Source organism: Pseudoalteromonas sp. PSi26 (genome assembly GCF_054960575.1).
This window is the reverse complement of the sequence record NZ_JBHNYT010000005.1, coordinates 101773-128694: the sequence shown is the minus strand read 5'-3', so window position 1 is coordinate 128694 and position 26922 is coordinate 101773. Positions and strand designations below refer to the sequence as shown.

General features: G+C 39.7%; 19 protein-coding genes. 11 read left to right on the top strand and 8 right to left on the bottom strand.

Annotation, left to right across the window (positions count from 1 at the left end; genetic code table 11):
* Positions 1 to 211: 211 nt before the first annotated feature.
* Both ACFI34_RS07145 and gltB read right to left on the bottom strand, forming a co-directional pair.
* Entirely contained in the window at positions 212 to 1627 is a 1416-nt protein-coding gene (locus ACFI34_RS07145) for an FAD-dependent oxidoreductase (protein WP_462672949.1), read from the bottom strand.
* A gap of 9 nt (positions 1628 to 1636) precedes the next feature.
* Positions 1637 to 6094: a glutamate synthase large subunit gene (gene gltB / locus ACFI34_RS07140; RefSeq protein ID WP_462672948.1), complete on the bottom strand. Its 4458-nt coding sequence runs from the start codon at positions 6092 to 6094 to the stop codon at positions 1637 to 1639.
* Positions 6095 to 6971: 877 nt separating this feature from the next.
* Between gltB and ACFI34_RS07135 the strand changes: the two genes are divergently transcribed.
* The 6 genes from ACFI34_RS07135 (at position 6972) to ACFI34_RS07110 (ending at position 14233) form a co-directional block, all read left to right on the top strand.
* Positions 6972 to 8225, top strand: coding sequence for an efflux RND transporter periplasmic adaptor subunit (locus ACFI34_RS07135; protein ID WP_462672947.1), 1254 nt, complete (start codon positions 6972 to 6974; stop codon positions 8223 to 8225).
* Positions 8226 to 8261: 36 nt separating this feature from the next.
* The gene (locus ACFI34_RS07130; RefSeq protein ID WP_006792414.1) at positions 8262 to 8972 is read left to right on the top strand and encodes an ABC transporter ATP-binding protein; all 711 of its coding nucleotides are present in this window, start codon (positions 8262 to 8264) and stop codon (positions 8970 to 8972) included.
* A 3-nt stretch (positions 8973 to 8975) separates the two neighbouring features.
* Positions 8976 to 10289: an ABC transporter permease gene (locus ACFI34_RS07125; protein ID WP_039036757.1), complete on the top strand. Its 1314-nt coding sequence runs from the start codon at positions 8976 to 8978 to the stop codon at positions 10287 to 10289.
* A gap of 11 nt (positions 10290 to 10300) precedes the next feature.
* Positions 10301 to 11509, top strand: coding sequence for an ABC transporter permease (locus ACFI34_RS07120; RefSeq protein WP_462672946.1), 1209 nt, complete (start codon positions 10301 to 10303; stop codon positions 11507 to 11509).
* 79 nt (positions 11510 to 11588) lie between these two features.
* Positions 11589 to 12920, top strand: coding sequence for a sigma-54-dependent transcriptional regulator (locus ACFI34_RS07115; protein ID WP_462672945.1), 1332 nt, complete (start codon positions 11589 to 11591; stop codon positions 12918 to 12920).
* Positions 12920 to 14233 carry a sensor histidine kinase gene (locus ACFI34_RS07110; RefSeq protein ID WP_462672944.1) on the top strand — a complete coding sequence of 438 codons (1314 nt, stop codon included), beginning with the start codon at positions 12920 to 12922 and terminating at the stop codon, positions 14231 to 14233. Before ACFI34_RS07115 ends, ACFI34_RS07110 begins: the two co-directional genes overlap by 1 nt.
* Before the next feature lie 89 nt (positions 14234 to 14322).
* Here the strand turns inward: ACFI34_RS07110 and ACFI34_RS07105 are convergent, their stop codons facing one another.
* Positions 14323 to 14661 carry a Grx4 family monothiol glutaredoxin gene (locus ACFI34_RS07105; protein WP_006792409.1) on the bottom strand — a complete coding sequence of 113 codons (339 nt, stop codon included), beginning with the start codon at positions 14659 to 14661 and terminating at the stop codon, positions 14323 to 14325.
* 265 nt (positions 14662 to 14926) lie between these two features.
* Here ACFI34_RS07105 and ACFI34_RS07100 point away from each other — a divergent pair, with 265 nt between their 5' ends.
* The 4 genes from ACFI34_RS07100 (at position 14927) to ACFI34_RS07085 (ending at position 20485) form a co-directional block, all read left to right on the top strand.
* A complete protein-coding gene (locus ACFI34_RS07100; RefSeq protein WP_462672943.1) occupies positions 14927 to 15508 on the top strand; it encodes a superoxide dismutase in 582 nt (193 codons plus the stop codon).
* A 208-nt stretch (positions 15509 to 15716) separates the two neighbouring features.
* Entirely contained in the window at positions 15717 to 17639 is a 1923-nt protein-coding gene (locus ACFI34_RS07095; protein WP_462672942.1) for a PrkA family serine protein kinase, read from the top strand.
* 30 nt (positions 17640 to 17669) lie between these two features.
* The gene (locus ACFI34_RS07090) at positions 17670 to 18953 is read left to right on the top strand and encodes a YeaH/YhbH family protein (protein WP_462672941.1); all 1284 of its coding nucleotides are present in this window, start codon (positions 17670 to 17672) and stop codon (positions 18951 to 18953) included.
* Positions 18954 to 18970: 17 nt separating this feature from the next.
* Positions 18971 to 20485 carry a SpoVR family protein gene (locus tag ACFI34_RS07085; protein ID WP_462672940.1) on the top strand — a complete coding sequence of 505 codons (1515 nt, stop codon included), beginning with the start codon at positions 18971 to 18973 and terminating at the stop codon, positions 20483 to 20485.
* A gap of 46 nt (positions 20486 to 20531) precedes the next feature.
* Here ACFI34_RS07085 and ACFI34_RS07080 read toward each other — a convergent pair whose 3' ends face one another.
* Together ACFI34_RS07080 and ACFI34_RS07075 are read right to left on the bottom strand one after the other, a co-directional pair.
* The gene (locus tag ACFI34_RS07080) at positions 20532 to 21503 is read right to left on the bottom strand and encodes a sensor domain-containing diguanylate cyclase (protein WP_006792404.1); all 972 of its coding nucleotides are present in this window, start codon (positions 21501 to 21503) and stop codon (positions 20532 to 20534) included.
* Between the two features lie 3 nt (positions 21504 to 21506).
* Positions 21507 to 22511, bottom strand: a complete 1005-nt coding sequence (locus ACFI34_RS07075) for a response regulator (protein WP_006792403.1) — start codon at positions 22509 to 22511, stop codon at positions 21507 to 21509.
* Positions 22512 to 22740: 229 nt separating this feature from the next.
* Between ACFI34_RS07075 and tpx the strand changes: the two genes are divergently transcribed.
* A complete protein-coding gene (gene tpx / locus ACFI34_RS07070; RefSeq protein WP_462672939.1) occupies positions 22741 to 23322 on the top strand; it encodes a thiol peroxidase in 582 nt (193 codons plus the stop codon).
* Positions 23323 to 23378: 56 nt separating this feature from the next.
* On the opposite strand, the gene adk is transcribed toward tpx, so the two are convergent.
* The 3 genes from adk to ACFI34_RS07055 all read right to left on the bottom strand — a co-directional run bounded on the left by adk (position 23379) and on the right by ACFI34_RS07055 (position 26922).
* Positions 23379 to 24023: an adenylate kinase gene (gene adk, locus ACFI34_RS07065; RefSeq protein WP_006792401.1), complete on the bottom strand. Its 645-nt coding sequence runs from the start codon at positions 24021 to 24023 to the stop codon at positions 23379 to 23381.
* A 174-nt stretch (positions 24024 to 24197) separates the two neighbouring features.
* On the bottom strand, positions 24198 to 26111 hold the full coding sequence (gene htpG, locus ACFI34_RS07060) for a molecular chaperone HtpG (protein WP_462672938.1): 1914 nt from the start codon (positions 26109 to 26111) through the stop codon (positions 24198 to 24200).
* A 103-nt stretch (positions 26112 to 26214) separates the two neighbouring features.
* Complete coding sequence (locus tag ACFI34_RS07055; protein ID WP_462672937.1) at positions 26215 to 26922, bottom strand: RluA family pseudouridine synthase; 708 nt, start codon at positions 26920 to 26922, stop codon at positions 26215 to 26217.

The window sequence follows — 26922 nt, the reverse complement described above, 5'->3', positions numbered from 1 at the left end:
TATGACTGATGTAAAATTAATACTGGTACCTTTTTTTAGAAAATTTTAACTTTATGAATCTTAAAACTATTCATGAGTGTAGCTTGGTAATACAACCAAATTATCATCGAAAATAAAATGGTTAAAAATAAATGGTACCTAATTCGTTTCAAGCACAAAAAAGCAAGCCACTTGGCTTGCTTTTAAATTGTCGATTTCCGAAAATATTAAATTAAACTTTTAAATAATCCATAATACCTTCAGCTGCATTACGGCCTTCAAAAATAGCAGTTACTACTAAATCCGAACCACGCACTATATCGCCACCAGCAAATATTTTAGGGTTAGTTGTTTGATGTGTAAATTCACCTTGCTCTGGTGCGTTAATACCGCCCCAATGGTTTATTTCTACGTCATACTTTTCTAACCAGTCCATTTTGTGTGGCTTGAAACCAAACGCCATAATTACTTGCGTTGCGTCAATAACGTGCTCTGAATCGGCGACCTCTTCTGCGCGGCTACGACCATTCGCATCTGGCTCACCTAGCTTAGTTTTAACCATTTTTACGCCTGCAACATGGCCGTTAGCGTCTAGCACAATGCCTTTAGGTTGGACATTATATGTAAATATAACCCCTTCTTCTTTGGCATTTTTAACTTCACGCTTAGAGCCTGGCATATTTTCTTCATCACGGCGGTACGCACACGTTACTTTTGCAGCTCCCTGTCTTATAGACGTTCTTACACAGTCCATCGCAGTATCGCCACCACCTAGTACAACGACCTTCTGGTTTGCCATATCAATATAAGCTTGATTCGTTTCGTCGTAACCCATAACACGGTTAGTGTTACCGATTAAAAACGGCAGCGCATCGTGAACACCTGGTGCATCTTCATTTTCAAGCCCTGCACGCATACTCTGATACGTACCAACGCCTAAAAATACAGCATCATAGTCAGCTAAAATATCATCCATAGTGATGTCTACACCTACTTCAACATTCAGCTTAAACTCCACGCCCATTTCAGTGAAAATTTCACGACGTTTTTGCATTACTTCTTTCTCTAGTTTGAAAGAAGGAATACCAAATGTAAGTAATCCACCAATTTCTGGGTGACGGTCAAACACAACAGGCTTAACACCATTTCGAACTAAAATATCCGCACAACCCAAACCCGCCGGGCCTGCACCAATAATAGCTACTTTTTTATCCGTCCATGTCACATAAGACATGTCTGGCTTCCAACCCATTTTAAACGCGGTATCGGTAATATACTTTTCAATATTGCCTATCGTTACGGCACCAAACTCTTCATCGAGTGTACATGAGCCTTCACACAAGCGGTCTTGCGGACAAACACGGCCACATACTTCAGGCAAGCTGTTTGTTCGATGAGAAAGCTCCGCAGCTTCTAATATACGCCCTGTTCGAATTAGCTTAAGCCACTGTGGAATGTAATTATGTACTGGACATTTCCATTCACAATATGGGTTACCACAATCCAAGCAACGATCCGCTTGAGAGTTAACCTGATTTTCTGAAAAGGGTTCGTAAATTTCTACAAATGATTTTTTACGTGACGAAATTGGCTTTTTGCGTGGATCTACACGCTGCACGTCTATAAATTGATATACATTTTCGCTCATACTGCCCCCTTATTGCGCCTGAACACGTAGTTCGGCACTACTACGGGCGCGGTGCCCGAGTAAACTTTTTACGTCGCTTGATTTAGGTTTTACTAATTTAAACATAGGTAAGTAGAGCTCAAAATTAGCTAAAATACTTTCTGCTCTGCATGAGCCTGTTAGCTCTAAATGCTCAGCAATTAATCCACGTAAGTGCTCTTGGTGTGACGTTAATGCTTCTAATGTCACAACTTCGACAAGCTCTGGGTTTATGCGTTTTTCAAAGTCGTTTCGCTCATCTAACACATACGCAAAACCACCAGTCATACCCGCCCCAAAGTTAACACCCACATTACCAAGCACACACACAACACCACCGGTCATGTATTCACAGCCATTATCGCCAACGCCTTCAACAACTGCTTGCACGCCTGAATTACGTACTGCAAAACGCTCACCTGCGCACCCTGCAGCAAACAATTTACCGCCCGTTGCACCGTATAAACAGGTATTACCAATAATCGTTGCTTTATGACTTTCAAATGATGAACCCACTGGTGGACGAATAACTATCTTACCACCAGCCATGCCTTTACCAACGTAGTCATTAGCGTCACCAACGAGGGTCATTTCAAGGCCACCTGCGTTCCAAACACCAAACGATTGTCCAGCCGTGCCATGGAGCTCGATTGCTACCGGATCAGCCGCCATACCCTGATTTCCATGTTTATCAGCAATGTAGCCTGATAACATTGCGCCAACTGATCGGTCTGTATTACAAATTCGGCTTACAAGTGAAATACCACTTGAAGCATCTATCGCTTCTTGCGCTTTTCCTAATAGACTTTCGTTAAGCTTGCCTAAATAATGTGAGCTATTTGGCGCGCTGCAAAATAACGTTTCGCCTGTCGGATTGTTTGGCTGCGCAATAACAGAAGATAAATCTATCTTTTTCTGTTTGGCTGTTTTGCCCTCAATTGCTTCAAGTAAATCAAGACGACCAATTAAATCTGTTAAGTTTGCAACACCTAAGCTTGCCATGATTTCACGCGCTTCTTGTGCAATAAACTTGAAGTAATTCATCGCCATTTCTGGTAAACCATGGTAATGCTTTTGACGAAGTGTTTCGTCTTGCGTTGCAACACCGGTTGCACAGTTATTTAGATGACAAATACGTAAATATTTACACCCTAATGCCACCATAGGGCCTGTACCAAAACCAAAGCTTTCAGCACCTAAAATAGCGGCTTTAATAATATCTAAACCTGTTTTTAATCCACCATCTGTTTGCAAACGAATACGATGACGAAGGCCATTTTCTACTAGGGCTTGCTGTGTTTCAGCTAAACCTAGTTCCCATGGGCTGCCTGCATATTTTACAGATGTTAGCGGACTTGCGCCTGTGCCGCCGTCGTAACCCGATATAGTAATTAAATCAGCATATGCTTTAGCTACACCTGTTGCTATGGTTCCAACACCTGGTTCCGACACTAGCTTTACAGATACAAGAGCTTTCGGATTGACTTGCTTTAAGTCGAAAATTAGCTGAGCAAGATCCTCAATAGAGTAAATATCGTGATGTGGTGGCGGTGAAATTAACGTCACGCCAGGTACCGAATAGCGAAGCTTAGCAATGTAAGGTGTTACTTTTTCACCCGGAAGTTGCCCGCCTTCACCTGGTTTTGCACCTTGCGCTACTTTAATTTGAATTACATCTGCGCTACGTAAATAATGCGGTGTAACACCAAATCGACCTGAAGCTACTTGCTTAATACGTGAGTTTTTCTCTGTGCCGTAGCGAAGTTTATCTTCACCACCTTCACCTGAATTTGAACAACCACCTAGACGGTTCATTGCAATTGCGAGTGCTTCATGAGCCTCTGGCGATAAAGCACCAATACTCATTGCAGCTGAGTCAAAGCGTTTGTAAAGCGCTTCTGCAGGCTCTACATCATCAATGCTAATTCCATTTTCTGGTAATTTAAGTGCCAGCATATCGCGTAATGTTGAAATAGGTCGATTATTAACAAGCTTTGCATACTCGTTGTAATCTCTGTATTCACCAGAGCGAACTGCTACCTGCAGTGTTTGGATTACATCTGGGTTATATGCATGGTATTCACCACCATGTACATATTTAAATAAACCGCCATGGCTAAGTAACTTACGTTTACTTAAGGCAAGCTTGTGTAAACTTTGTTGATCGTCATCAAAGTCTGTAAAACATGCGCCTTTAATGCGGCTAGCCACACCTTTAAAACACATATCAACAACCGCATCAGATAAACCCACCGCTTCAAATAACATTGAGCAACGGTAAGAAGCGACTGTACTAATGCCCATTTTAGACATTATTTTGTATAAGCCTTTGTTTACTGCTTTACGATAAGCAAGGGTTACCTCGCAGTAAGATTTATCGATGATTTTACTGTCACTCATCGCGACTAACGACTCATACGCTAGGTATGGGTAAATAGCTGTTGCGCCAAAACCAAGTAACACTGCAAATTGATGAGGATCTCTTACGCTACCCGTTTCAATGATGATGTTTGATTCACAGCGTAAATTGTTATCGACCAAACATTTTTGCACTGCACCTACAGCCATAGCCGCAGGTATAGGTAGGTTTACATCGTCAAAATTACGATCAGTTAAAATAAGCATGATAGAGCCAGCAGCTGCTTTTTCTTTTGCTTTATCGCAAATGCGTTTAACTGCGTTTTCTAAACCTTCTTCAACAGTGTAAGTAATATCAATTTTACAATAGCTGTAATGCGCTTCATCTGCATTTAGTAGCTGCTGCATGTCTGCATACATTAAAATAGGTGTATCGAACTGTAAGCGCTTAGCGTGGCCTGTTGTTTCGTTAAACACATTTTGTTCGCTACCAATACATGTAGCCAAAGACATAACATGGTTTTCGCGAAGAGGATCAATTGGCGGATTAGTGACTTGTGCGAACTTTTGACGGAAGTAATCGTATAGTGAACGATGCCCTTCGCTCAACACAGCAAACGGAGTGTCATCACCCATTGAGCCTGTCGCTTCTTGCCCGTTTTCACCCATTACACGAATAACGCTATCCAACTCTTCATTGGTATAACCAAACATTTTTTGATATTTAGCTAACGTTTCATCGTCAAATGAACGATTGCCTGCATCTTGCTCTTTTAATTCTTCAAAAGGAGTCAAGCGCTTAACATTTTCTTCAAGCCACGACTTATAAGGATGGCGAGATTTTAAATCTTGATCGATTTCGTCTGAGTGCCAAATTTTGCCTAATTTGGTATCAATTACTAAAAGCTCACCTGGCCCCACTCGGCCTTTTTCAACCACTTCATCGGCGGTGTAATCCCAAATACCCACTTCAGAAGCAAGAGTAATAAAACCATCTTGTGTGATTACATAACGCGCAGGACGAAGACCATTTCTGTCTAAGTTACAGGCTGCAAAGCGGCCATCTGACATAACAATCCCCGCAGGACCATCCCAAGGTTCCATATGCATGGAGTTAAAATCATAAAAAGCACGTAAGTCGTCGTCCATGGCACGGTTTTTTTGCCATGCCGGTGGCACAAGCATGCGCATCGCACGGAATAAATCCATGCCACCGGCTAAAAATAGCTCTAACATGTTATCGAGGCTTGACGAATCTGAGCCTGTTTCATTAACAAACGGCGCTGCGCTTTGTAAATCTGGAATAAGTGGAGACGAAAATTTATACGAACGAGCACGAGCCCACTGACGGTTACCCTCAATGGTGTTAATTTCACCATTATGCGCTAAATAGCGGAAAGGTTGAGCAAGTGGCCAACGAGGCTGTGTGTTTGTTGAAAAACGCTGATGGAAAACACAAATCGCGCTGGTCATACGGATGTCAGCTAAGTCTAAATAAAAATTAGGTAAATCTGCAGGCATCATAAGGCCTTTGTAGATAGTCACTAATCCAGATAAACTTGCAATGTAAAATGATTCATCGTCTGCTAAACGTTTTTCAGCACGACGGCGCGCTACGTATAAGCGACGTTCTAAATCTTTTGAACGCCAACCTTCAGGTGCGCTTACAAAAATTTGCTCAAAGCCCGGTAATTGCTGCACAGCAATTGGACCTAGCATTGATGGGTCGGTAGGCACTTCGCGCCAGCCTAAAATATTTAGCGTTTCTTTTTCTAATTCTTCGCTAAGAATTTCCTTTGCAGCTTGTGCTAAAACAGGATCTGAATTTAAAAAGATCATGCCGACTGCATAGTTTTTACCAAGGTGCCAATTATGCTCACTTGCAATAGCACGGAAAAAACTATCTGGTTTTTGCAAAAGCAAACCACAGCCATCGCCTGTTTTACCATCAGCAGAAATACCGCCACGGTGTTGCATACGATCCAACCCAGTAATAGCAGTACGAATAAGCCGGTGACTAGCCTGACCATTAACTTGGGCAATCAAGCCAAAGCCACAATTTTCTTTCTCTAATTTCGAGTCGTATAACATAGACCCCTCCCCTTGCTTCACTGTTAGCGTTAATGAACTGCTCGACGATTTGCTAACAGCCGGTCAAAACTAGCCTCTATATCAAATAGAGTCAACAGTAATTTGAATACATATTCACATTCTTGAATATTTCTCACTTCATAGCAAGATTTCTTTTTTATCATTTTTATTAACATTTAACGGTGTTTTCATCGTTATTTTTTCATGACACTGGTGTCAAGTTTAACATTTTGTAAAAACAGCCCTAAATTAAAATACAGTTTACGTAAACGTAAACCTAAATATTAGTGAATAAATATTCAATTAAAGGAATTTATAAAATGTGGGGATTATGCAAATAATATTACCCCTTTTCATTAACGAATTATAAAAGGGATAAATAAAGGTAGAATTATGTTCCTTATTCTTCATTCAGCTTAAAAAGCTGTCATTTAACCACTCATTACTTTGATTAATTATTCGTAAATAGAAAAATAAAACCAGTCAAAGCTTAAATGTCATCCCGCTATTTAATCGCCTGAGTAGCTTGGCTTTAAAATACACTTACACTTTTGAATTCACTGTAGTAGCGACGTTATCGGTTTTCTTTTACCCGCAACGCAGTATTTACTCTTTATATGTTGCTTTTTACGTGTCCGAAGCGGACACATAAAGTGTCCGCGGACATATTATTTTAACAGATAAACTATTAAGTTTATTAATATCAATAGGTTAAATCATGGCATGCTAATCGTATAGTGTAATTTAGTCATTATTATTTGGAAGAATTATGTTCACTTTAAGCTTATTTTTACTCTCGCCACTAGCCGCTATTTTTGCAGCACTACTTTATGTCATGTTTGAAAAAAATATAAATTCATTTAGTTAAGGTTAAATAATGATTAAAGATACCAGTGCTCAAGACATACAAGTTAAAACACCAGCAAACCATAAAAAACGTTTTCTTTTAATTATCGCTGTGTTTTTACTTATTATTGCTGCGACTTATGGAGTTATGTCAGGCTCGGATGCAACTAAATCATTTAGCCAAGAAAAGGTGCAAATAGCAAAAGTAGAAATTAAAGCGCTTGTTCGCGATGTAGCCGCAAGTGGAAAAATTGTTGCCGCCAATGCACCACATATCTACAGCCCAGAGACAGGCTTTATAAGCTTGCACGTTAAAGCTGGCGATACAGTTACCAAAGGCGACGAGCTTGCTGTACTTCATAGCCCTGAACTTACCAATGAGTTAAAACAACAACAATCCGTTTTGCAACGCTTAGAGGGTGAACTTAAAAGGCAACACCTGCAATCAAGAAGAGACACTTTAACCCTTACAAAAACACTCGATATGGCAAGTGTAGAATTAAACGCAGCAAAAAGAGAAGATCGCCGCGCAAAACTATCTATCAAAAAGCATTTAATAAGCCAAATAGATCTTGAAAAAGCAATAGACGACTTATCACGTGCACAGCTTACCTATAAACACGCACAGCAAGAGGTGGCACTTGCTAAAGATACACTCGCATTTGAATTGCAAGCTGCTAAAAGTGATGTAGAACGTCAGCAGCTGATCGTTGATGACTTACATAGAAAAGTAAATGAGCTATCAATTCGGGCCACAGTGACAGGCATTGTTGGTAATCTGCTTGTGCAACAAAAAGCAGCCGTCACGCAAAGTCAGCCTCTAATGACACTCGTTGATTTAAGTCATTTTGAAGCACAGTTACAGGTGCCAGAAAGTTACGCAAATGAACTCGGGCTAGGTATGAACGTAGAGCTTAAATTAGGGAACGAAACAATAATGGGGGTGCTATCGGCTATATCACCCGAAGTTAATAATCGCGAAGTAACCACACGTGTTCGCTTTGCAGGCAACAGCAATAACATTCGCCAAAATCAACGTTTAACCGCGCGTATTTTACTCGACAATCGCCAAAATGTGCTGCAGGTAAAGCGAGGCGCTTTTATGCAACAAGGCGGCATTGTTGCATATAAAATAGACGGCAATCTTGCAAGACGTATACCTATATCCGTAGGTGCCACCAGCATTAACGCGGTAGAAATTTTAAGCGGCTTAAATGAAAACGACGAAATAATAATTTCTAGCTACAACCAATTTAACCAAGCAGACACGCTTTTATTAAATTAGAAGCGCTCTCAACCAGCGCCAATTTAAGGAAAAACCATGTTACAAATGAAAAACATAAGTAAAGTATACCAAACTGAAATGGTTCAAACTCACGCATTAAGAGACTTTAATCTAAATGTAAATGAAGGTGAATTTATAGCTGTCACTGGCCCTAGCGGCTCTGGAAAAACAACCTTTTTAAATATTGCAGGGATGTTAGAACCCTTTAGTGAAGGTGACTATATTTTGGATGGTGTCAATGTGGGTAGTTTAAACGACAACCAACGTGCCGATTGTCGAAATCAAAAAATTGGTTTTATTTTTCAGGGTTTTAATCTAATACCAGATTTAAATTTATATGAAAATATTGAAGTACCTCTTCGTTATAGAGGTATTAAAGCAAAAGAACGTAAACGTAGAATAGAGCAATGTTTAGAACAAGTAGGCTTAGCCTCTCGCGCTAAACACTTACCTCAACAGCTTTCTGGCGGCCAGCAACAACGCGTCGCTATAGCCCGCGCACTTGCTGGCGAACCACGTTTTTTACTTGCCGATGAGCCCACCGGTAACTTAGACAGCCTAATGGCTCGCCAAGTGATGGAATTACTTGAGCAAATAAATCGCGATGGAGCCACCATTATAATGGTGACACATGACAGTGAATTAGCCCGCCGCGCACCGCGCAACATTCAAGTAGTTGATGGACAACTTGCTGACTTTACTTTGTACCAAGGTACACAGCCAATAAAAGTCGCACAAGGAGTATAATTCATGCTGGTTCATTATATTGATCTGAGTTGGCGTAGCTTTAAACGCACACCACTCGTAAGCTTTTTAATGGTACTTGCCATAGCAATTGGTATTGGCATCACCATGACTAGTTTGAGTGTGTATCACATGATGTCGGCCGATCCAATCCCGCACAAGAGCAGTCAGCTTTTTAGTGTGCAGTTACAGATAATGGACGATGGAAGCACATGGTGGACGTCAGATAATCAGCCTCTTCAACTAACTTATCAAGATGCTGCGAATCTTTATCAATCCCAAGTAGGTGCTCAACGTTTAAAGATGGTACGAAGTGGTTTTTCTGTTTACATAGACTCTGACAAAGTAAAACCGTTTAGTCAAAGTGCAAGACTTACCACTCCTGAATTTTTTAATATGTTTGACCTCGAATTTTTACATGGTAGCAAGTGGTCACAGCAACAAGAAGACAACGCAGCGCCCGTTGTTGTCATTAGCGAGGAGTTAAACGATAAGTTATTTGCTGGCAAAAATTCAGTGGGTCAGGTTATTTACCTTGACGATGCTAGTTACGAAGTGATTGGCGTTACAAAGAACTGGCCACTAACCATCAAATATTACGACTTAAACAATGGTGCATTTAACCAACCCGAACAACTTTTTATGCCATTTAGCCTTCTTGAGGCAAAGCAACTTGGTAATTGGGGAAATACTAATGGTTGGAAGCATGAAGATGTTCGAAGTTTTACTGCCAAATTACAGTCAGAAATGGTTTGGATTCAATTCTGGGTTGAATTAACGACCGAGCAACAAAAAAATGATTACGAGAATTACTTATTAGCTTATATGCAAGAGCAGCAAAAGCTCGGTCGATTTAATCGTAAAGAGCTCGCTTTTGGCCTTCGAGATGTTAATCAATGGATGGCTTACAATAATGTGGTTAGTGAAGATAACAAAATTTTAGTGGCTCTAAGTTTTATGTTTTTGGCTGTGTGTTTGGCTAATATACTTGGCTTATTACTTGCCAAATTTTTACGTCGAGCGCCAGAGGTAGGTGTACGCCGTGCACTTGGTGCTAATAAGCGACAAATTTTTATGCAACATATCATTGAAGTCGCTATGTTAGGGCTTTTGGGCGGGCTACTTGGGATTGTATTTGCGCAGTTTGGCCTATTAGGTGTTCGTCAGAGCTACAGTTATTACGAAAGCTTAGCGACTATGGATTTAAGTATGTTACTAAGCGCCCCACTTATTGCAATCAGTACTTGTGTAATTGCCGGGCTTTATCCTGCTTGGCTGGTGTGTAAAACCAACCCTGCAATTTATCTAAAAAGCCAATAAGGACGAACACAATGATATTAGAAATTAAACCTATTTTTCATGCGCTGTGTCGATCTAAGGTGGGTGCAATTTTGCTACTTATACAAATAGCAATTACTACTGCAATTGTTAGTAACGCAGCATTTATAATTCAAGACAGAGTAACCTACCTTAATCAAGAAACTGGCTACCAGGAAGACGAAATACTTGCTTTTCATGTCATGCATTTTGGTAAAGATGTTCAAAGCCATCAGCAATTTGAACTTGATGAAGCCATGCTTCGAGCTTTACCCGGCGTTAAAGACGCGATATATATTAACAACATACCGTTATCAGGTAGTGGCAGCTCATCTGACTTGAGTATTAACTCAGCACCAGAGCCAGGGCTTTCAGCAAGAACGGCTTACTTTTTTACGGATGACCATGCAATTAATACACTTGGCGTTGAGCTTGTTGCAGGACGAAATTTTACTCAAGATGAAATCGTTGTCACTAACGATAATGATCAACGAGCCAATGTTACAATTGTCACTCAAGCATTACTCAATGAGCTTTTTCCTGATGAAGAGGGCTTAGGAAAAACGATTTTTCTTGGTGATATTCCACTGAAAGTTGTTGGTGTAATTAAGCATGCAAAAGGGCCTTGGTTAAAAGACAGCCGCCCAAATAATATCGCATTAATTCCTTACATTAATCCCAATATATCTGGCAACTTTTTAGTTCGCACTGCGTCCAACGAGCGTGCAGACATAGCTAAACAGATTGAAGACGCAATGCTTAAAAATTATAACAAGCGTGTGATTATTCGAATTCGTGGTTTAGATCAAGACAAAGCGCAATATATGGCTGAAGACACATTGATGATGCGTATGTTAGTTGTGCTTATTACTATACTTTTACTTGTCACCGCTTTAGGGATCTTTGGCTTAACTTTATTCAATATAAGTAAGCGCACCAAACAAATTGGAACCCGTCGCGCTTTGGGCGCTCGTAAATCTTCAATTATCAATTACTTTTTAGTTGAAAATGCATTGATTTGCACTGCTGGGTTAGTTTTAGGCGTCATTGCGGCCCTCATACTTGGGCAATTGCTAATGCAACACTTTTCAATAGCTGCATTACCCTTAGGCTATGTCGCAGCGACTGCTGTTATGGTTTTCATCATGAGCCTTCTAGCTGTATTTGGTCCTGCTAAGCGTGCAGCAAATATTTCGCCAAGTATCGCAACGCGAACCATATAGCGCTGCTACCAACCTATGCTACACTGGCAAAATACGGTGTAGCATTTTCTAAATAATAATAAACAGCGATTAAATTCACATGGAAAAAATACTTATCGTTGATGATAACCCGGCTGTTTTAGAGGCATTATCATTACTACTGGAAATACATAACTTTAATGTAGTTACCGCAACAACGCCCTTTGAAGCTATTCAAATTGTGCAGTACCAACGCATTGCTCTCGTTATTCAAGATATGAATTTTACCAGCGATACCACCTCAGGCGAAGAAGGTAAAACTTTGTTTTATGCGCTGCGTGAAGAGAACCCACACCTTCCTATTATACTAATAACCGCTTGGACTGAATTGTCAACGGCTATTGAACTCGTTAAAGCAGGTGCAGCCGATTACCTTCCTAAACCATGGGACGACCATAAGCTTCTTACGTGTATTACTAACTTAATAGAGCTAGGGCGCACTAAGCAACTTGTGGCCATGCACAACCGCCAACAAAAAGAGCGAGATAATAAATATAACACTGCTAACTTAGCAGGCCTTATTTTTAAAAGTACCGCAATGGAGCGATTGGTCACAATGGCATTACAAGTGGCTAAATCTGATATTTCTGCACTCATAACAGGCCCTAATGGCAGTGGTAAAGAGTGTATTGCCACTATTATTCAAAAAAACTCTTCACTAATAAATCAGCCCTTCATAAAGGTCAATGCCGGCGCCCTACCCCAAGAGCTTTTGGAGGCTGAATTATTTGGTGCTGAAGCAGGTGCTTATACTGGTATAAGCAAGCAACGTATAGGTCGTTTTGAGGCAGCCGATGGTGGAACATTATTTTTAGATGAAATTGGCAACTTGCCACTTTCTGGGCAAATGAAGTTGCTAAGAGTGTTACAAACAGGTGAATTTGAACGGTTAGGGTCCACACAAACGCGCAAAGTAACTGTACGTGTTATATCAGCCACCAACGAAAATTTATTACAAGCAATAACCGAAGGGCGTTTTAGAGAAGATTTGTACTATCGCCTTAACGTTATTGAGTTAAACGTACCTGCGCTTTGTGAGCGCGTTGATGATATAGCGCCACTCATTAATCACTTTTTACCACATAGAGAGCTAAGTATTGATGCAGAGCAAGCCCTTAATCGATACCAATGGCCAGGTAATGTAAGAGAACTTGAAAACGCGTGTAAGCGTGTTGGTGTAATAAAGCCTAACGGTTTGCTTAGTGCCGAAGATTTTGGCCTAACCCCGTCGTCGCTGATAAAAAATAACGACGTAAAAAAAGAACCTACAAAATTCGAAATTGAACAATCAATACGCGCTAATCAGGGGGTTATAGCCAAAGTAGCACGAGAGTTTGGCTTAAGCCGTCAAGCACTCTATAGGCGCTTACAAAAAATGGGTATTGATTACTAATGTTTAATTTTATTAGTGGCTTATCATTAACTCAAAAAGTAATGGCTATATGTGTTTTATGCAGCGTTTTACCTGTTGTTAGCATTATAATAATTGCACAACATCCGCTGTATTACTCTGTGTTGTTGGTCATGGCAGCTATGCTAACAAGTCTTTTGCTTGCTAGAGCCTTAACAAAGCCTATTAAGCTAGGGTTGCAATCGCTAGAAACCGGCTTACTTAATTTTAAAGATGGTGAGCTTTCTAGTTTATTAGCCTACAAAAATAACGATGAGTTAGGAAAACTATGTCTGCTTTATAATCAAACGGCAAAACAACTTCGTCAAGAAAAACAGTGGATTTATCAACGAGAGTTAATGTTAGATAAAGTATTACAGAGCTCTCCACAAGCTCTTTTACTTGTTAACGATAACAAAGTTGTTGTATTTAGTAACTTAGTCAGCCGCACTTTATTTAATAGCAAAACACAACTAGAAGGCACGCAGCTTCACGAGTTATTGTCTGATGCACCTATTCAGCTTACTAATGCTATTGAACAAGGCGTGGATGGTTTGTTTAATATTGAAGTAGATAGTCACGATTCTCAAACTTGGCATTTATCGACTGGCGAGTTTTTGCTTAATAATCAAAAACATCACTTGTACATATTTAAACAACTTACCCGTGAACTCAGCCGCCAAGAAGTAGCAGTATGGAAAAAAGTTATTCGAATAATAAGCCACGAGCTTAATAATTCACTTGGCCCTATGTCATCAATGCTGCACAGCGCTCAGCTTTTAGCTAGCCGCGTAGATGAGCCTCGCCTTGCAAGAGTGTTTTCAACAATCGATGAAAGAATAAGTCACTTGACTGAGTTTGTTCAAGGCTATGGCAAATTTGCAAAGCTCCCTACACCACAAAAGTCAGCGATAAATTGGCAAAACACATTAAATGATCTGAATAGACAATGGCAGTTTAGCTACACAGTAAGCAGCACCCAAAGCATATTACATGCAGATCAGGCACAACTTGAGCAGTTGCTTATCAACTTAGTCAAAAATGCACACGAGTCAGGCTCAAATCCGTCTAAAATAAACATAGATGTAACGTTCTTTAGTAATACTTGCATAGTAGATGTAAGCGATGGCGGAAAAGGCATGAGTGAGCAGGTTATGGCTAACGCCCTTGTACCTTTTTATTCTACAAAAAGTACAGGAAGTGGTTTGGGGTTAGCTTTGTGCAGAGAGATTGCTGAAGCACATAAAGGACAAATAAGCTTACATAATAAATTAAGTGGTGGTCTAAACGTGCAAGTTACACTGCCGTGCAGATAACTGATGTTGTAAAAAACTAAAGACAATAAAGCCACTTAACGTGGCTTTTATTATCACAGCACTATAGAAATAGCGCTCACAAAATAAGATTACTCAGCGTCAGCTTCTTTGTACTTAGCCGCTGTTTCTGTGATTAACGGTTGTAATTCACCGCGTTGGAACATTTCGATGATGATATCACAACCACCAATTAGCTCACCCTCAACCCAAAGTTGTGGGAATGTAGGCCAATTTGCGTACGCAGGAAGCTCAGCACGAATGTCTGGGTTTAGTAAAATATCAACGTATGCAAACGGTTCGCCACACGACATAAGTGCTTGTGAAGCTTGTGAAGAAAAACCACAGTTTGGTAACTTAGGTGACCCTTTCATGAAAAGGATAATTGGGTTTTCTGAAATTTGCTGTTTAATTTTATCAATGGTTTCCATCTACAACCTCAAAGTAACGATAGCTGAATATACTTAGGTCTTGAAAATAACTCATCGTGACCATAAATATATAACTTAAAATGGGCAAATAAAGCCACAATTGAAATAGTCTTTCGCAATAGCATTGCTGTTTGCTTAAACTTGAGTAAAATACTCAACAATTATAGTAACACTATATTCCCACTTGGTATAGGTAAGTGGTCTGTTTCAACAGGCATTACGTATTACCAAATGGACTATCAACTAAAAAAGATGGAGATAAAAAATGGCATTTGAACTACCGTCACTACCGTATGCAATCGACGCACTTGAGCCACATATTTCAAAAGAAACATTAGAGTTTCACCACGGTAAGCACCACAACACTTATGTTGTTAAGCTTAACGGTTTGATCCCTGGTACAGAGTTTGAAAACAAATCTCTAGAAGAAATCGTATGTACATCAGAAGGCGGTGTATTTAACAACGCAGCGCAAATCTGGAATCACACGTTTTACTGGAACAGCCTATCTCCAAATGGCGGCGGCGAGCCTACTGGCGCAATTGCAGATGCAATTAACGCTAAATGGGGTTCTTTTGATGCGTTCAAAGATGCATTAAACGACAAAGCAGTAAATAACTTTGGTTCAAGCTGGACTTGGTTAGTAAAACTTGCCGATGGCTCTTTAGACATCGTTAACACATCTAACGCTGCTACACCACTAACTGACGAAGGCGTTACACCTGTTCTTACTGTAGATTTATGGGAACACGCATACTACATTGATTACCGTAACGTGCGTCCAGATTACCTTAAAGGTTTTTGGTCACTTGTTAACTGGGAATTTGCAAACGCAAACTTCGCTTAATTAGCACTTACCGCTAATTTAAAAAAGACGCTAAAGCGTCTTTTTTTATGCCTATTATTTATACTTTTAAACTCTGTAATTTGACAAAATAGCCTTCTTCAACATGATCTTTTTTCACTTAAATTTTTAATTTTATTCCACAAACATAGACTTTCGCGACTAAACTTTAAAATGTAAGCACCTTTTACAGCGGGTTTCGGAGGTTATTATGACGATTTTTGAGCATTACCAAGCACGTTACGAAGCGGCACAAGAAGAAGAGTACAGTATCGCCGAGTTTCTTGAGATATGTAAAACCGATAAATCTGCCTACGCGAGTGCACCAGAGCGCCTTTTAATGGCCATAGGTGAACCCACAATGGTTGATACCGCAACGGACGCACGCCTCAGTCGGTTATTTTCAAATAGAGTAGTTGCACGCTACCCTGCCTTTACCGATTTTTATGGTATGGAGGATGCCATTGAACAAATTGTTTCTTATTTAAAACACGCCGCTCAAGGGCTTGAAGAGTGTAAACAAGTTCTCTACCTATTAGGTCCAGTCGGCGGTGGCAAATCATCTATTGCTGAAAAACTAAAGTACCTCATGCAACAAGTACCCATCTATTCAATTAAAGGGTCACCGGTAAACGATCATCCATTATCTCTGTTTGATCCCATTGAAGACGCTAATGTGCTAGAGCAAGAATACGGTATTAAGCCACGTTATTTAAAAACAATTATGTCACCCTGGGCAGGCAAACGGCTGAAAGAGTTTCATGGCGATATAAGTAAGTTTAGAGTGGTAAAACGTTACCCATCTATTCTTAATCAAATAGGCATCGCAAAAACAGAGCCAGGCGATGAAAACAACCAAGATATATCCGCATTAGTAGGCAAAGTAGATATACGTCAGCTTGAACATTTTGCGCAAAATGACCCCGATGCCTATGCTTACTCAGGTTCACTTTGTATGGCAAATCAAGGCTTAATGGAATTTGTAGAGATGTTTAAAGCCCCTATCAAAGTACTCCATCCACTACTAACGGCCACGCAAGAAGGTAATTACAATGGGACTGAAGGTATTAGCGCTCTTCCCTTTAATGGCATGATCCTCGCTCATTCAAACGAATCTGAATGGCAAACCTTTAAAAATAACAAAAATAATGAAGCCTTTTTAGACCGTGTATACATAGTCAAGGTACCTTATTGTTTGCGTGTCACAGAAGAAATTAAAATTTACGACAAACTTCTTCAGCATAGTGAACTTCATAGCGCTCCTTGCGCGCCTGGCACCTTAAAAGCTTTGGCACAATTTACAACTCTTTCACGATTAAAAGAGCCTGAAAACTCAAGCCTATATTCTAAAATGCGAGTGTACGATGGTGAAACACTCAAAGACACTGATCCAAAAGCAAAGTCGTATCAAGAGTATCGCGATTACGCAGGGGTGGATGAAGGCATGACGGGCCTTTCTACTCGCTTTGCATTTAAAATTTTATCTCGGGTGTTTAATTTTGATAACACAGAAGTAGCCGCAAATCCTGTTCACTTATTTTATGTACTTGAACAACAGATAGAACGTGAACAATTCAGCAGCGATGTTGAAGAACGCTACTTGAGCTTTTTAAAAGGCTATTTAATTCCTCAGTATGTTGAATTTATTGGTAAGGAACTTCAAACTGCGTATTTGGAATCATACTCAGAATATGGGCAAAACATATTTGATCGCTATGTTATTTATGCCGATTTTTGGATTCAAGATCAAGAATATCGTGACCCTGATACAGGCCAATTATTTGACCGAGCTGCACTCAATGCAGAGCTTGAGAAAATTGAAAAACCAGCGGGCATTTCTAACCCTAAAGATTTTCGTAACGAAATAGTCAATTTTGTACTACGCGCACGGGCTCATAACAATGGCAAAAACCCGCTGTGGACGAGTTATGAAAAATTACGCACTGTCATTGAGAAAAAAATGTTTTCAAACACTGAAGATCTGTTGCCTGTTATTTCGTTTAATACTAAAACCTCAGCTGAAGATCAGCAAAAACACGAAGACTTTGTTAATCGCATGGTCGAGAAAGGCTATACACAAAAGCAAGTCCGATTGTTATCTGAGTGGTACCTACGTGTTAGGAAATCACAATAACCTTCATGGTTGTGGTTTTAGGAGGTCATTATGGCGCATTTCATAGACAGACGCTTAAACGGTAAAAATAAAAGCACCGTAAATCGTCAACGCTTCATTAGGCGTTATAAAAAACAGATAAAAGAAGCGGTGTCAGATGCAATAAATAAACGCAGTGTAACCGACTCTACATCGGGGGAAAGTATATCTATTCCGGAACGTGATATCAGCGAGCCTACCTTTCATCAAGGTAAAGGCGGAAATAAAAAACAAATACACCCAGGTAACGATCAGTTTGCAAAAGGCGACAAAATAGAACGACCAAAAGGTGGTCAAGGTGATGGTTCTGGACAAGGTGAGGCAAGCGACTCTGGCGAAGGTCAAGATGAATTTGTGTTCTCTATCTCAAAAGATGAGTACCTCGATTTACTTTTTGAAAATTTAGAACTACCTAATCTTCAAGAAAATCAACTTGATAAACTTGTACAAATGAAAACCCACCGAGCCGGTTTTTGCAGTGAAGGTATGCCAAGTAATATTGATATTGTTCGTTCGTTACAAGGATCACTCGCTCGACGTGTTGCGATGAGCGCTGGAAAAAAGCGCCGCTTAGCCGATTTAGAAGCTCAGCTAAAAATATTAATACACGAACCTCATAGCGATAAAGCCGCTGTTGCACTTTTACAAAAAGAAATAAACCTACTCAAACAGCAAATTAAAGCTGTGCCATTTATTGATAACTACGACTTGCGTTTTAGAAATTACGAGAAGCGCCCCCACCCCACCAGCAAAGCGGTTATGTTTTGTATTATGGATGTGTCAGGCTCTATGGACCAAGCCACAAAAGATATGGCAAAACGATTTTATATTTTACTATATCAATTTTTAACGCGCAGTTATAAAAACATTGAAGTGGTCTATATCCGTCATCATACGCAAGCGACTGAAGTAGACGAACAAACATTTTTTTACTCTCAAGAAACTGGGGGAACTATCGTATCGAGCGCACTTAAACTGATGGATAAAATAATTAAAGAGCGTTACAACGCAGACGAATGGAATGTATATGCAGCACAAGCATCTGACGGTGATAACTGGGCTGACGATACTCCTCATTGCGGACAAATATTACGTAATAGTATTTTAGATGCTGTTCGCTATTTTGCCTACATTGAAATCACAACACGTGCTCATCAAAGCCTATGGCGAGAATATTTAAATATTACGCAAACACATTCCAACTTTGCCATACAGCACATTCAAAGTGTTGAAGACATTTACCCTATATTTAGGGAGCTTTTTAAAAAAGGTCGGCAACAACAAGGGGCTGCATAACCAAGCGAGGTATTAATATGAATACTAAACGAATGAGTGACGGCCCTGACTGGACTTTTGATTTGTTAACTGAGTATCAAACAGAAATAGCCCGCGTTGCAGACTTTTACCGGTTAGACACTTACCCTAATCAGATAGAGGTGATCACCGCCGAACAAATGATGGATGCGTACTCAAGTGTTGGGATGCCTATTGGTTACAACCATTGGTCTTACGGGAAAAAATTCATTCAAACTGAGCAAAACTATAAACGCGGACAAATGGGCCTCGCGTATGAAATAGTGATTAATTCAGACCCCTGTATTGCATATTTAATGGAAGAAAATACGTTACCGATGCAAGCACTAGTTATGGCGCACGCATGTTATGGCCACAACTCTTTTTTTAAAGGTAATTATTTATTTAAAACATGGACTGATGCCAGCTCTATCATTGATTACCTGGTATTTTCTAAAAATTATATACGTCGCTGCGAAGAAAAATACGGTTTGACGGCAGTAGAAACCTTACTAGACTCATGCCACGCACTCATGAACTATGGCGTTGATCGTTATAAACGCCCGCAACAAATTTCGTTATGCGAAGAGCAAAAGCGCCAAGAAGAACGCGAGGCTTATTTGCAATCTCAAGTGAACGAATTATGGCGAACAATCCCCGAACATCACCAAGAAGCAAAAAAGAAAGAACGCCACTTTCCTCAAGAGCCGCAAGAAAATATCTTGTATTTTATAGAAAAAAACGCACCACTTTTAGAACCTTGGCAACGTGAAGTTATTCGTATAGTGCGTAAAATATCACAATATTTTTACCCACAAAAACAAACACAAGTAATGAATGAAGGCTGGGCCACCTTTTGGCATTACACCATTTTAAATCACCTATATGATGAAGGTAAACTTACCGACTCATTTATGCTGGAATTTTTACAAAGCCATACAAATGTTGTTTATCAACCACCTTACAATAGTCAGTATTATTCAGGTATCAACCCATATGCTCTGGGATTCAATATGATGGTTGATATTAGGCGACTATGCGAACACCCAACGGAAGAAGATAAAAAGTGGTTTCCTGAATATGCCGGAAGTAATTGGCTTGATACCCTTCATTTTGCTATGCAAAACTTTAAAGATGAAAGCTTTATAAGCCAGTTTTTATCCCCAAAATTAATTCGCGACTTTAAGCTTTTTACACTTATTGATAACGCAAGCGCTTCGCATTTAGAAATAGGCGCAATTCATAACGACAGTGGCTACAAAGCGGTAAGGGAAGCGCTTTCTGCTCAATATAATTTAAGTAATCACGAACCTAACATTCAAGTATACGATGTTGATATCAGAGGGGATCGGTCGTTAACGCTTAGGTATGTCCCGCACAATAATATACCTTTAGCAAATACACATGAGGAAGTACTTAAGCATTTTTATAGATTATGGGGGTTTAAAGTAAAACTTGAACAAGTAGATAATAATGAAAAAATAACGACTATCGGACAATGCCCTAAAGATGACTCTCGACATACAACCGAGTGATTAAACTCAGAGCGGCAGACTAAAAATAATTAATAAAAAATGACGCTTAAGCGTCATTTTTTATATCGGCATAGGCAGTTACTTTATTTCGTCCATTCTTTTTAGATTGATACATAGCTTTATCTGCAGCTTCTATCCAGCGCTCATGGTCTTTAAACTCATTACTAAAACAAGCAAAACCAATACTCACAGTGACTTTAACTTCAAGTTGTTTATACATAACAGGACTTTGCTCAATTAATACCCTTAAGCGTTCAGCAAAAATTTCAGCACCCTTTTCATCGGTATCTAATAAAGTAACTACAAACTCCTCACCACCGTACCTTCCTGCGATGTCCGTTTCGCGTAGTGTCGTTTTTAAAAGTTTTGACAAGTGGCGTAGTGCTTCATCACCACACGTGTGTCCATATTCATCATTTACGACTTTAAATCGATCGATATCAAACATCAGCAATGCACTAGAACCGCCATTGCGCTTAGTACGCAAAAACTCTTGCTTGAGCGTACTCTCCCAATGACCACGGTTATACAATTGAGTGAGGCTATCTGTTTGGCTTACTTGCTCTAGGCGGGCATTTAAATCCTCTAATTCTTTTTTATTTACCGCAATATCAGTTACATCATATAAGATAATACATATATGACTGACTTCTGCACGAATATTAGTTAAAGGTATAAAAGTTGCATTTTGATACATATACTCGGCTTTACCAGTGATAGGACGGTAATTTTTAAACCTAAATATATAAGGTTGCTGTTCCCATATTGTGAATGAGCGATTTTTTAAAACAAATACTGATTCAGATTTACTTCTAAACCATTTTTCGTCTATTGCAGGAAACAAATCAAATAAATCTTTATGCTTTACCGCACTTGGTAATAAGCCGGAATGGTTTTCCATAAACCCATTCCAAACACACACTCGGTAATCTCTATCAAGTACAACAAGACCCACATCAACGGTATTAAACATATCCATTAACCAATGGATCTCATTCATATCTAAATCAGCAGCCATAACTTAATCTTCTAATAGGTAAGCAACTTTGTATTTCAAAGTTTTTAGTGAGTCTTCGGTAAATAACAACATTAAATCACAGTTTATGTTGTGATTTTCAATGCCATAGCTAATTTCAATTGCAAGAGTGCGTTGCCAACGAGACTTGTTTGCTTTTACCAGTTCAGAAACATCCCTATGCTGACCTAACACAATTGGGTGTCCTTGGCTGAATGACATGTCGAGCTGTTTAGAAAGACCCGTAAGAATTGCACCAATAAGGATATTACTAATATCCATGAGTAGCTCAAGCTCAACGTTGTCGGTGAGTACACCGTCATAATTCATTAAAGATGCAATTTCTTTAAAACTAGAATCGTTGAGTAATAATAATGCTTCGCCAGATACACCACCACCTATAAAGCCCTGGCACACACCAGAAGTAGACGCATTATTATCTATGGAGCGAAGTGCCATATCTAGCTCACTCACCTCTAAAATATTTACATTAGGGATTGGTAATTCGACAAATACATTGAGTAACCTTGCTAGTAAGTCACCAGCCTGCCCCATTGCGACATTCGTCAGTTCTTGGTAGATGTCTCGAACGTCAGGGTCAACTTGCTCACCTAATGCATGAGACAAGCGTTCACGCATGGCTTTGTCTTTAATTCCATGATGCTCTATTATTTCGGCAAGCTTTTCTGGTGAGCAGGGTTTTTGAATAAAATCGATAGCGCCTAAATCAAGCACTCGTTGGTGGGCATTAGGTTGTATGTCGCCAGATACCACAACAGTAAGCACATTTAAGCCTAACTCTTTCATTGCCATCAACACTTCATACCCGTCCATTTCAGGCATGTTTAAATCAAGGAATAGAATTTCTGGGTCAACCGCTTTTATTTGCTTTATGCAATCAACACCGTTAATTGCAAACTCAACCTTTATGTCCCAGTCTTCCGGCAATGAGCGAGCTAACTGGCGCCTCGCTAATTTGGAATCATCACATACTAATACTGATGTTGGCATACTATCTCTCTATTTTTAAACCAAGTATTAACATCACAAAATGATAGTGGCTTTTATTTTTATTATTTAAGATATTTTTTGTAACTATATGTTAATCAAAGTTTCAGCGGTTTACAATTTATAAATCTCATAACTAATTCTTATCAAGCAAGAACGCATAATCGCTTGGTTACTCATACGCAGTATAATACACTGTCGCTTATTGCGTTAATTTAAAAGGAAATACCTTATGTATCGTACCTTCGCGTTTGTGCTGAGTGCATTTTGCTCCGTTGCTATGGCAGCCGATTACCCAGAAAATACACTAGATGCAGGAAAAGTGTCAGTACAGGGCAAACCAATTACTTTAATGGGTGAAGGTGTCTCAGTAGGTGAAAGTGCGCCTGACTTTAAAGTAGTTGATGGTAACTTTACGCCTGTAACGCTCAAAAACTACAAAGGGCAAGCATTACTAATTAGCGTAGTACCAAGTTTAGATACCGGTGTGTGTAGTTTACAAACTAAGCACTTTAACGAAAAAGTGGCGCTGCAATTTCCAAGTATTGAAATATTGACTGTAAGTGCTGATTTACCGTTTGCCCAAAAACGATTTTGTAAAGCAGAGAACATAGATAAAGTCATCACATTATCTGATTCGGTATGGCGTGATTTTGGCCAAAAATATGGTGTGATTATAAAAGATATGGGGCTTCTAACGCGCTCTATTTTTATACTCGATAAAAGTCACAAAGTGATTTATAAGCAATTAGTGAGTAACCTATCTACCGAGCCAGAATATGAAAGCGTAATAAAAACGCTTAAAACCTTATAGATCTCTCTGTAAAACAAAAAAACCGCCAGCTGGCGGTTTTTTTTGTGCGCTTTAAATTAACCTAAAAGCTCACCTAACTGTGCACTTACAACTTCTACAGCTTGTGTACCGTCAAGTTTATGGTACTGCGTGTTGCCTGCAGCTGCTTCAGCTTGGTAATAATCAACCAACGGCATAGTTTGCTCATGGTAAATACCTAGACGTTTACGCACTGTCTCTTCTGTGTCGTCAGCACGCACAATTAACTCTTCACCTGTTTCATCGTCTTTACCTTCCACTTTTGGTGGATTGTAAACAACATGGTAAACACGACCCGAGCCAGGATGAACACGACGTCCGCCCATACGCTCAACAATTACTTCATCAGCAACATCAAATTCAATAACGTGATCAACTACTACGCCATTTTCTTTCATTGCATCTGCTTGTGGAATGGTACGTGGAAAGCCATCTAGTAAAAAACCTTTTTCGCAATCAGCTTTAGCAATACGCTCTTTAACTAAACCAATAATAATATCGTCAGAAATTAGCTGACCTGCGTCCATTACTTTTTTTGCTTCTAAGCCAAGTGGAGTGCCTTCTTTAATTGCAGCACGTAGCATATCGCCAGTAGAAATTTGTGGAATACCGTACTTGTCCATTAAAAACTGAGCTTGAGTACCTTTACCTGCACCCGGCGCGCCCAAAAGAATAATGCGCATATCATTGTCCCCTAGTATGAGAGTTTATTTTTAAAGCCTGAATTCTTCCATAAGCGCCGCTGATACTCAAGCAACTTATACTAATTGGCTAGTATGTAGGGCATAAAAAAAGGAAGCCTAGGCTTCCTTTTTAAATATGTTCAAAATTTATACTTTTATTAACTTAATATAAATTTATTTGCTTAGCTCTAGCATTAATTTATTTAGGCGTGTAACAAACCCTGTTGGGTCTTTTAATGTTCCGCGCTCTGCAAGTAATGCTTGGTCTAATAATACATGCGACCATTGTGCAAATTTATCTTCATCTTGTTCGTCATTTAAATGTTTCACAAGTTGATGCTCTGGGTTTAGCTCAAACACAGGCTTAGCCTCTGGCGCCGCTTGGCCAACAGACTCCATTAGCTTTTGCATTTGCGAACTCATGTCGTTGTCATCACTTACAACACATGCTGGAGAGTCAGTTAAACGGTGTGTGAAACGCACTTCTTTAACATCTTCCCCTAAGGCTGCTTTAATGCGCTCTACTAAGCCAGCCATCTCTTTTTCAGACTCTTCTTGCGCTTTCTTTGTCTCTTCATCATCAAGCTTGCCTAGGTCTAAGTCACCACGCGTGATTGACTGAAATGGCTTATCTGCAAACTCAGTTAGGTGGCTCATCATCCACTCGTCAACACGGTCGCTTAGTAATAATACCTCAATGCCTTTTTTGCGGAAAATCTCTAAATGCGGCGAGTTTTTAGCAGCGGTAAAGGTATCGGCTACCACGTAGTATATTTTGTCTTGGCCTTCGTTCATACGCTCAACATATTGTTCGAGCGACACATCTTGCGTTTGCGAATCAGTATGAGTTGAAGAAAAACGAAGTAGTTTACAAATCGCTTCTTTATTTGCTGCGTCTTCCGCTGGACCTTCCTTCATTACTTGGCCAAACTCATTCCAAAATACTTGGTAATCATCAGCTTTGTTTTTCGCCATACGCTCAAGCATTTTAATAATACGCGAAGTACACCCTTTACGAATCGCTTGAGTTACTTTGTTATCTTGTAAAATTTCACGCGATACATTTAGTGGTAAATCGTTTGAGTCTAATAAACCTTTTACAAAACGTAAGTAGCTTGGCATAAACTGCTCAGCATCATCCATTACAAATACACGTTGTACGTAAAGTTTAAGACCACTTTGGCGTTCACGGTTCCATAAGTCGAAAGGTGCTTTTTTAGGGATATATAAAAGGCTTGTGTACTCTGTTTTACCTTCAACTTTATTATGTGCCCAGCTAAGTGGATCTTCCCAGTCATGGCTTACATGCTTATAAAACTCTTTGTATTCTTCGTCAGAAAGCTCAGACTTATCGCGTGTCCATAATGCGGTTGCGCGGTTAATACTTTCCCATTCACCCGGTACGGCTGGGATTTTTTCGCCATCTTCACCTTCAGACTCAGGCACTTCTGCTTTGTACATTTGCACAGGGGTAGAAATATGATCCGAGTATTTAGTCACAATACTGCGCAGGCGCCAATCGTCAGCAAATTCTTTTTCATCATCACGAAGGTGTAAAATAATGTCTGTACCACGGCCTTCTTTTTCAATTTCTTGCAGCGTGTACTCGCCTTCACCTTTAGACTCCCACTCATAAGCAGTTGTTTCACCAGCTTTGCGTGTGCGAACAGTCACTAAATCAGCAACAATAAATGCAGAGTAAAAACCAACACCAAACTGACCAATAAGTTGTGAATCTTTGCTTTGATCGCCCGTTAAATTTTTGAAAAACTCAGCGGTGCCAGATTTTGCAATAGTGCCTAAAGAGTTAATCACTTCTTCACGGGTCATACCAATGCCGTTATCTGAAATAGTCACGGTATTGGCCTCTTTATCTGCGCTAATACGAACGCGAAGGTCGGCATCGCCTTGGTAAAGATCACCATTTGAAAGCGCTAAAAAACGTAGCTTGTCGGCTGCATCTGATGCGTTTGATACAAGCTCACGTAAAAAAATCTCTTTGTTTGAATAAAGAGAATGAATCATTAAGTTTAATAGTTGTTTTACTTCTGTTTGAAAGCCTAATGTTTCTTTTTGTGCTGCAGTCATTTATATATCTCCAATTAGCAAAGTGTCTGCGTTATGCACTTAATATGGGGGGAGCTAATAGAACTTCAAGGGAAAAAATTAAAAAATGTAATGCTAATTCACACTAAAATGGGCTTGGGCAATGGATGTGAATTGCTTGATTTGTAGTGGGATGTTCAAAAAACAGATCGCTTGCATGCAACTGTAGACGCTTTGATAGCTTTTCACTTTGTGCATTCTTATACAGGTCGCATCCTAAAATAGGGTGGCCTATAAAATGACTATGTATGCGTAGCTGATGAGTACGCCCAGTCAAAGGGGAAAAATGTACATAAGTTCTAACAGGGTTAGCAAGGCGCTTTATAACGTTAAACTCGGTAACAGCAGGCTTCCCCTCTAGTTTGCAGATTTTTACACGCGGAAATAACTGTGTGTCTTTAGCTATGGGCGCATCAATTTGCCCTCTATTTTCACTAACACACCCCTGCAGCACTGCTACATAATGCTTTTTTACACTACGTAATTGAAACTGCTTATTTAAACGTTTTGAGCTCAAATCGTTTAGGCTTACAAGCATTATCCCCGATGTGCCTAAATCTAATCGATGAACTAATTTAGCGTTTAAAAAGGGCGGCGTTAACCCTTTTTGCCCATTTACTAGACGATAATGTACTGAGTCCCAGTTTTCTGGATTTTTCCCTGATAAGCTCAGCAACCCACTGGGTTTATTAATGACTAAAATATCGTTATCTTGATACAAAATACTAAACGTATCTATGCATTTTGGCGCTATAAAATTATCGACAATAGGGTTTGATTGGCGGCTTTTCAT